Raw genomic sequence first — 7612 nt, forward strand, 5'->3', positions numbered from 1 at the left:
ATCTTCATAAGAACACCTCAGTATCCATCGGCAGCCCACACCTCGTGCTTGTCTTGTTTGACTCAATTATACATGTTTCGACAGAATGTTTCTACAAAACACCCTGCTGAATTAGGCACAAAAAACCTCCTCATACTCAGGCGGTTATCATCACCAAGCCAAAGGCCGGAGGCATAGAAGCGATCGAGCCCCCCAAGTTGAAGGCGGAACCGAAATGTGCTAAGATCGGCCCATAAAAGAACATGGGGCGAAAGGTGACATAGATGAAACAACAACGGCCGTATCCCAAAGTGAAGATATCCCGCAAGGCAGAACGCAGCGTCAAGAACGGGCATCCCTGGATATACGGGGAAGAGATTCTTGCCACCGACGGCGAGCTCCAGGACGGCGGGCTGGTGGATGTGTTGGCCGGCAACGCCTATATGGGTACCGGCTTTTACAACAGCGCCAGCAAGATCACCGTGCGCCTGATTTCCCGCAACGCCAACGACGTCTTTGACGCTCGCTTCTGGCGCCGCCGGGTGGAGTATGCAGTTCGCTACCGCCAAACGGTCATGCCCGGTGCGGACTTTACCTGCTGTCGCCTGATTCACGGTGAGGCTGACCAGATGCCGGGGCTGACCGTGGACCGCTACAGCAGCCTCCTATCGGTGCAGGTCACTTGCCTGGGCATGGAACTAATTAAGGATACCATCTATCGCGCCCTTTGGGATGTTCTTACCGCCATGGGCGAGACTGTCACCGGCATTTACGAGCGCAATGACATAGCCTTGCGCGCCAAAGAAGGACTGGCAGAATATAAGGGTTGGTACCTGCTTGCTGACATGCCGGTACCGGCATCGGCCGTGACGGAGATCTGCGAAAACGGCGTGCGATACCTGGTGGATGTGGAAAACGGGCAGAAAACCGGGTTTTTTCTTGACCAGAAATATAACCGGGCCGCGGTGGCCAGGATTGCCAAAGGCAAGCGAGTACTGGACTGCTTCACCCATACAGGCTCCTTCGGCCTTAACGCCGCTTTAGGCGGGGCGGAGCATGTAACCTGTGTGGATGTCTCCCAATCCGCCGTCGACATGGCCAAGGCCAATGCCGCCCGCAACGGTTTGGACGGCAAAATGGATTTCCTGTGCGAGGACGTGTTTGAACTGTTAACCAGGCTGGCAGAACAGAAATGCCGGAACTATGACCTCATCATCCTGGACCCGCCGGCCTTTACCAAGTCCCGCCAGACGGTGCAGGCCGCAGCCAAGGGGTATAAAGAAATTAACCTGAAGGCCATGAAGCTGCTGCCCCGGGGCGGGTACCTGGCCACCTGCAGCTGCAGCCATTTCATGACCAATGAGCTGTTCCGTCAAGTACTAGCCGGCGCGGCAAGGGATGCCGCCGTATCTTTAAGGCAGGTTGAAGCCCGCCAGCAGTCCCCGGACCACCCTATCCTCTGGAATGTGCCGGAGACGGACTACCTTAAGTTCTACATTTTCCAGGTGGTATAACCGGTGTTCCGCCGTCCTCGCAATGCCGGCAGAACAGGCCGCCGCCCCTCATCTTCCCGCCTGACAGCTTAGTGCACCGGGCATCCCAAACAGGACAGGGCCTTTGCCGGTAGTGCGCCCTGCCACTTCCGGGGGGATGCCTTTATTTTTTGCCTCCGCAAATCTATGCTTTTCCAGACGGAGTTCGTCCCCAGGCACCACCTAAACGGACCAAGAAATCAAAATCCTTCAAAAACCAGGCCGGGCCTGGCCGCAACCGGGCATGTGTACCGGTCGTCTACCCCCGGCCTTGTCTTTTGGTTGGGGCGCTTGAAAACACTTCCAAAAGCCGTTGACGGGAGAAGATGGCAAGGGGTAGAATTTAGTTATTAAGTGAACAAATCCTGCCCGCAGACCCTCAAAGGCGCTTGCTGGGCCTCTGGCATCATTAGACCATAGGGCCCATAACGTGGGGCAGGTTTTTTAGCGAAGAGCTGGGCCTATCACTCAAGGCATGCATACCGGCAGCTAGGAGGAATGATGCACATGGCAGGTTTATGTCCGGGTTGTTTAAGGCGTTACAAATATGCGTGGTCCAAGCCTCGATGTGATTGCGGGCTCAGACTCCTCGACGTCAGTGACGAACTGGTGCGCGCGGTTAAAAGGCTCATAAAGCTCGGCTTTGAAGTATACGGGGCCCACCACGTTACCTTTGAGAACCGGCACGGTAATGGAAAACATACAGGAATCTATATCGAGTTTAACTCATTATATCCTGATTCAATATTTTATCAATTGCCACCGGACTGGAAATTAATCGCCTTTAGACGTGAACTAGGCGATAACAAGGTATTGGAATTCTCCATCCTTACCGGCAAATGTGAATACCCGCCCAACAAGTGCGACGATGAGAGCATTAAATTGGACATGGAAGCGACCATATCAAACCTGGAAACATGGTTAAAAGGAAAGGACCCCGAGCTCATCAAAGCTTTGTTGCTGTTATCGGGGTGCGGATAAACACCAGTATGACAAAATGGCCGTTATATCGGTTGGTCTTCGCAGCGCGCGAGCCCAAATGGCAGCTTGCAGACTGGATCGATGCTGTTCCGGCAGGGTGCCATTATGATGCATAAACGGTCTCATCAAGGCCAGGAGGCGGCTGCTGGGCATTGGCAAAGCCGGTCCAAGCGTGCGTCATTTCACATACTCACAAAGGAGAGATGCCGCATGATGACAATGTGTCCCAGGTGTTTCGAGTTGTACATGCAGTTCTGGACTAAACCGCGCTGTGCATGTAATGAGGAACCCATACGGATAAGTCCTGAACTCATATACCTGGTTCAGTTACTGTTGGAAAGGGAATTAAAAGTGACTTCTGCCCTTTGCCGTACCGTTAATGATGAAGACAGCGGCGGGAAAATTACACAAATTAACATTGAATTTGGAGAACACTATCCACGGGAACTCTTCCCGGAACTGCCTCCCGAATGGTCCGTATACGCATTTGACCTGGTCAAGGATCATGAAGTAATCAAGAGTAATTTGACCGGCTTAAGCTGTGAATGCGTGCATCCCCCTGGTGAGTGTGACGAAGACAACGTCTTCTTCGATACCATGCTTACCATAAGCAACATGGAAACTTGGCTCAAAGACCGGCTCGACCCGGAAGCCTGCAAAGCCGTGTTGACTTTTTTGCGCCCATAAGATGGATGAGGTGATTGGATATGGTGATCATGTGCCCGCAATGCTTCGAGCTATATACTGAACTCTGGCCGGTACCTTGCTATAAATGCCAGACTAAAACCATAGAAACGGCGGTGGAACTTGCTACCCTGGTCAAACTACTGATAGAAAGAGGCTTCAAGATCGCATCGTCCAGCTGTTATACGGTCAAAAGCGAAAAAGGTGTTGGCAAAACCACTCACATGATGATTAAATTCGGAGAGAAATACCCGCCGGAACTATTTCCCGAACTGCCTTCGCCATGGCAGGTAACCACATACCACCCTGTCATCGATAAAGAAGTAAAGGAATATGAATGGACGGGTTTGGCCTGTGTTTGCGAGCATCCTCCCGGCGAGGATACCGAGGACATCATTAACTTCGAAAAACGGGTCGCCGGCTATGACATGGAAACATGGGTGGAAACTCACCTGGATCCCGAAGCATGCCAGACGATGCTGACATTCTTAAGAGGCTATTAAGAGAACCCGCTGGTCCGGATCAAACCTTGTCGCCCGGCACTATTTAGGAATGCGGGATTCACAAGGCACCCCTACCTGGCACTTACCACAGCCGTAGCGGGGAGCGAATCTTGCGCGGGTTTGTTCTAAGAAGGCCGCGCACGGTTTATGGTCCTTACCCTTTTCCATGGTAATGGCCCGGGCCGGGCAGTTCTTGACACACTTGCCGCACATGGAACAATATTCATAAATATTTTCGTACTCCCTTGAATCAGGCGGCAAATACAGTTCCGTGATAATACTGCCAAATCTCCCGGCGACACCTTTGGGTGTGATCAGTCCTTTCGAAAGCCCGAAAGTACCCAGCCCGCACACGAAAGCCACATGCCTTTCCGACCAGTTGCTTGTAAATCCGGATTCATGTTGAGTACCCCCCGCATTGGACCAGAATCTCTGGTCCAATGCCGGTACAAGACTGTCGTACCCTTCATCGATTAATGCAGTTTTTAAATACAGGCTCAGTTTATTCACGAAGGCCTGCCCCTCAATTCGCCCATGCAGCCATTCGGCAGCAGGCCATGACTTTTCCTTCCTGTTCCCCATCTTGACGGCCGCGGTGAATGGCAAGAAAAATGATATGACCGTCCTGGCTTGCGGCAGCCATTCCTTAGGGGTCATGAAGTGCTTCCCTATGGCGGCGGGCTGTTTCAGTTTTGTAAAGTACTCATCCCCTGTAGCCCCAAATGCCACCAAGGGAGCTTCAAAAATCCTCATGCCCACCACATCCCCGGAAATGGCAATTTCCTTTGATATGTAGTTATCTTCTGAATCCTCAACAAAGTCCTGCGCCATTCTGATCAAGGATTGCTTATCCACCGATCTATCCCTCCATGGCCCGAAGCTAAATATTTAATCGCTTTGATAACATCCGCCCCAACAATAATATCTTTGCGTAAGCTGGATTTGTATTTATACCTTTGTTCAATAACTCTGCCGCCACCGTGGGGATGGTTCCTAAAACGGACAGGTTTAGAGCCATTTCTTTTACATAAGTAAGGATAGCATCTTTATCATTACAGCAGGGATCAATACATCCCACTCAAAGACCGGTAAATCTCGTTTTATCCACTGCATTTAACCACCCGGGAAAGATACCCTTGCTAGTGGAAAGGTCAACGACACCTGCCCGACACACTCCCCAGGGCTTTAGTTGACGAAAGGGTTTCCTCCGAATACTGTATGTTGACTATGCGCGTGTATCTTCGCAAAGCATCCTCCCGTCATGGGCTTCCCCGCAATAGGGAGAAAGGGAATCTTTGAAATATCATCATAACTGTTTATGGAATCCGGCTTGAAATTCATGCTATCCAATATTTTCCTGTACTCGGCACAATGATCATAATGGTACTGGCAGTTTTCCTTCACGGCTTTAACAAATAACTCTTGCGTATTAAATATGTCAAAAGGATCCGGGGCATTGAATAAAAGCCTTCTGTATTTCATGCCTTTACTCCCTTCACTGGGTTGAATGTCCGCCGCTTTCCGCCGGGCAGGCTTTTCCCATCCTACTCCTCTACCCTTGCCGGTACGTTAAGCACTCCACGAGGATCGAGTTGATGATGTTTTGATGCCTATCGCTATTTGCGATAGCATCCGTACCCGGTCACAGGTCAATGGGTTTTGGGGCCATTCTCGAAAATTAGTAGTATTCAAGGCTCTGGGCTTGTTATATTTTTTTCCGGGTTAAAATAGCTCCCACCATGGCCCCAATGAAGGCAAACGGAGCAATTCTCACGAACAACCACTCAAAAATGTGGAATCCCACGCCAAGAACTGCGGTTTCGGGGTCGCTATAATCCCAATTCAAGTAAGGACTGCCGGCTACTAGCAAAACCGCAAAAATGACTATTATGACGGCACAGAGGGAGATACAAAGCCAATGCAGCATATTACGCCTTGCCACCATGATTTGAGCAAGCTGCGCGTTGATGACCTCCAGCTTTTCCGATATCGCCTTTAAGTCATCCACCTGTGGAGGGTCAATAGTCTCTCCCAGCAGAGTGCTTACAGGCACTTCCAATACTTCCGAGATGGACATCAACATTTCGGCATCGGGAACTGACAAGCCCTTTTCCCATTTGGAGACGGTTTGTCGAGCCACATTTAGCTTGATAGCAAGTTCTTGCTGGGTAAGTCCTTTGGCTTTTCTGAGCGCTCTAATGTTTTCACTCAGCATTCGCGAAAACCTCCTTTCTCCATCATTTTAGTCCCTCACCTGCCGTTGCCACAAGCAACGCAAATTAACATCCCATTGATAATCACCATGCTCTTTTGTGGGACAGAAGAACAACCGTCTCCCCATGGGTTGAGTTGGTGGAATCGATGTCTGCAGGCTATTCTAAAATAGAGTATTGATAGCCTCATAGGTCATGATGTAAATTAACAGTACTGGGCAGCGCGCGTGAAATAAGGCGAATGTCTTATGGTGCATTTTGATACTTGTTTTGTTTGCCGCTTGACAAAATGACTGGTTCATTTCGGTTGCATGAATGCCCTTTAGTTTTAGAAGCGAGAGAGAATAAAGGTTTGACCACATTAACATTTATTAATCGAAAGGAGTATGAAGCATGGAAAACGGGATAGGTTTTTCCCCATCCGGCTGGGATGAAAACGACAGTAAGACTTTCATAGATTATGGTTTGTTTTTTGTTCCTGACAGGGAAAGACAACATGAAATCATATGCAGTGCCCTACCCGAAACCACCTGCTCAACCAAAATAGTGGATCTATGCTGCGGTGACGGCCTGCTGGCCAAGGAAATCCTCGGAAGGTTTCCCCACCATCAGCTATACTTGTTCGACGGATCCGTGGCCATGCTGGAAAAGGCCAAAGCGAACCTGGGCGAATATATTGACAGGGCAGTATTTACACGTTTCGACCTGGCCAAAGACGATTGAAGGCAGTTCCCCTGGAAAGTGCATGCCGTGGTATCATCTTTGGCAATTCATCACCTGGACGATGAAGGAAAGAAAAAACTGTTCCGGGATCTTTCTTCAAACCTTGTAAGCGGGGGAGCTTTAATAATTGCCGACGTGGTAAAGCCGGCCTGTGAAGCAGGCAAGAAAATAGCCGCCAGAGATTGGGATGATGCTGTATATAAAAAGTCGATGGAGCTTCTGGGCAAGCCTGATGCTTATGAATATTTTAAGAAGCTGAACTGGAATATGTATGCAGATCCTAATCCGGATGAGGAAGACAAACCATCGACTTTGTTTGACCAACTAAAATGGCTTGAGGAAGCCGGACTGGTAAATATAGACGTTTTTTGGATGAAAGGCGGGCATGCGATCTTTGGAGGCTATAAACCCTAATGGCTTGAAAGAGCTGCATCGTAGAATAGTTAAAGGGGCAGCGTAAAGCCACCCCTATCCTCGGCAGAACCCTGTCAGGCCCTCGGGTTGCTCTCCAGCATGGCCCTATCCTCCTGACAGGTAAGAGCCAAGTATATTATCACCAATTTATGACAAACTAATCCCAAGCTAGCAAGGCAGGCATTAAGGGACAAAGCCATTTACACAAAACAAGATTCACTCCCCCGCCATGATCGTCCCCCTCCTTCAGCCAGCTGTAAACTTATTCAAGGAGATTCTTCAAGCAGCGAATTTGCCCTAAGATTTCCCGGTATTCGATCTCTAAAAGCTCTGGATCATCCTTCTTGGAGGGCATAGAGATTTTACTTATTACCTCCGTCAAACGAGTTTCTAAGAGTAAGATTTCTTCCTCGATCTGCTCTTTTTCCCTATCTCTAACTTTTGTCCTACTAGCCATATATTCTTCATAGCTACCCTTGAAAGTTTTAAGCTTGTGATCTTCGATGGTCATGATCTGATTAGCTACTGAATTTATAAAGCGCCGGTCATGAGAGACAAAGAGCAGGGTGTGTTCATACTCTCG

Annotated in this window: 9 protein-coding genes; 6 read left to right on the top strand and 3 right to left on the bottom strand. The window is 49.4% G+C overall.

Annotated features, from left to right (window positions below):
- Positions 1-263: 263 nt before the first annotated feature.
- From GXX34_06800 to GXX34_06815, 4 genes are all read left to right on the top strand, one after another.
- Positions 264-1493, top strand: a complete 1230-nt coding sequence (locus tag GXX34_06800; GenBank protein ID HHW07222.1) for a class I SAM-dependent rRNA methyltransferase — start codon at positions 264-266, stop codon at positions 1491-1493.
- Positions 1494-2018: 525 nt separating this feature from the next.
- On the top strand, positions 2019-2492 hold the full coding sequence (locus GXX34_06805; protein ID HHW07223.1) for a hypothetical protein: 474 nt from the start codon (positions 2019-2021) through the stop codon (positions 2490-2492).
- A 210-nt stretch (positions 2493-2702) separates the two neighbouring features.
- Positions 2703-3179 (top strand): hypothetical protein, encoded by a 477-nt coding sequence (locus GXX34_06810; GenBank protein ID HHW07224.1) that lies wholly within the window; start codon positions 2703-2705, stop codon positions 3177-3179.
- Positions 3180-3199: 20 nt separating this feature from the next.
- Positions 3200-3679 (top strand): hypothetical protein, encoded by a 480-nt coding sequence (locus tag GXX34_06815; GenBank protein ID HHW07225.1) that lies wholly within the window; start codon positions 3200-3202, stop codon positions 3677-3679.
- 39 nt (positions 3680-3718) lie between these two features.
- Here GXX34_06815 and GXX34_06820 read toward each other — a convergent pair whose 3' ends face one another.
- The gene (locus tag GXX34_06820; protein ID HHW07226.1) at positions 3719-4534 is read right to left on the bottom strand and encodes an epoxyqueuosine reductase; all 816 of its coding nucleotides are present in this window, start codon (positions 4532-4534) and stop codon (positions 3719-3721) included.
- An 850-nt stretch (positions 4535-5384) separates the two neighbouring features.
- Positions 5385-5894, bottom strand: a complete 510-nt coding sequence (locus GXX34_06825) for a helix-turn-helix transcriptional regulator (GenBank protein HHW07227.1) — start codon at positions 5892-5894, stop codon at positions 5385-5387.
- Between the two features lie 391 nt (positions 5895-6285).
- On the opposite strand from GXX34_06825, the gene GXX34_06830 reads away from it, so the two are divergent.
- Together GXX34_06830 and GXX34_06835 are read left to right on the top strand one after the other, a co-directional pair.
- On the top strand, positions 6286-6615 hold the full coding sequence (locus GXX34_06830) for a class I SAM-dependent methyltransferase (GenBank protein HHW07228.1): 330 nt from the start codon (positions 6286-6288) through the stop codon (positions 6613-6615).
- A gap of 18 nt (positions 6616-6633) precedes the next feature.
- A complete protein-coding gene (locus GXX34_06835) occupies positions 6634-7029 on the top strand; it encodes a hypothetical protein (protein HHW07229.1) in 396 nt (131 codons plus the stop codon).
- Between the two features lie 262 nt (positions 7030-7291).
- On the opposite strand, the gene GXX34_06840 is transcribed toward GXX34_06835, so the two are convergent.
- The coding region (locus GXX34_06840) for an ABC transporter (protein HHW07230.1) at positions 7292-7612 on the bottom strand (321 nt) is incomplete at its 5' end.

Source organism: Clostridia bacterium (genome assembly GCA_012840125.1).
Lineage (GTDB): Bacteria > Bacillota > DULZ01 > DULZ01 > DULZ01 > DULZ01.

What these genes read in the sequence shown, in the direction of transcription:
- GXX34_06800 (HHW07222.1), top strand. Translation starts at nt 264, where the DNA reads ATGAAACAACAACGGCCGTATCCCAAAGTGAAGATATCCCGCAAGGCA.
- GXX34_06805 (HHW07223.1), top strand. Translation starts at nt 2,019, where the DNA reads ATGGCAGGTTTATGTCCGGGTTGTTTAAGGCGTTACAAATATGCGTGG.
- GXX34_06810 (HHW07224.1), top strand. Translation starts at nt 2,703, where the DNA reads ATGATGACAATGTGTCCCAGGTGTTTCGAGTTGTACATGCAGTTCTGG.
- GXX34_06815 (HHW07225.1), top strand. Translation starts at nt 3,200, where the DNA reads ATGGTGATCATGTGCCCGCAATGCTTCGAGCTATATACTGAACTCTGG.
- GXX34_06825 (HHW07227.1), bottom strand. Translation starts at nt 5,894, where the DNA reads ATGCTGAGTGAAAACATTAGAGCGCTCAGAAAAGCCAAAGGACTTACC.
- GXX34_06830 (HHW07228.1), top strand. Translation starts at nt 6,286, where the DNA reads ATGGAAAACGGGATAGGTTTTTCCCCATCCGGCTGGGATGAAAACGAC.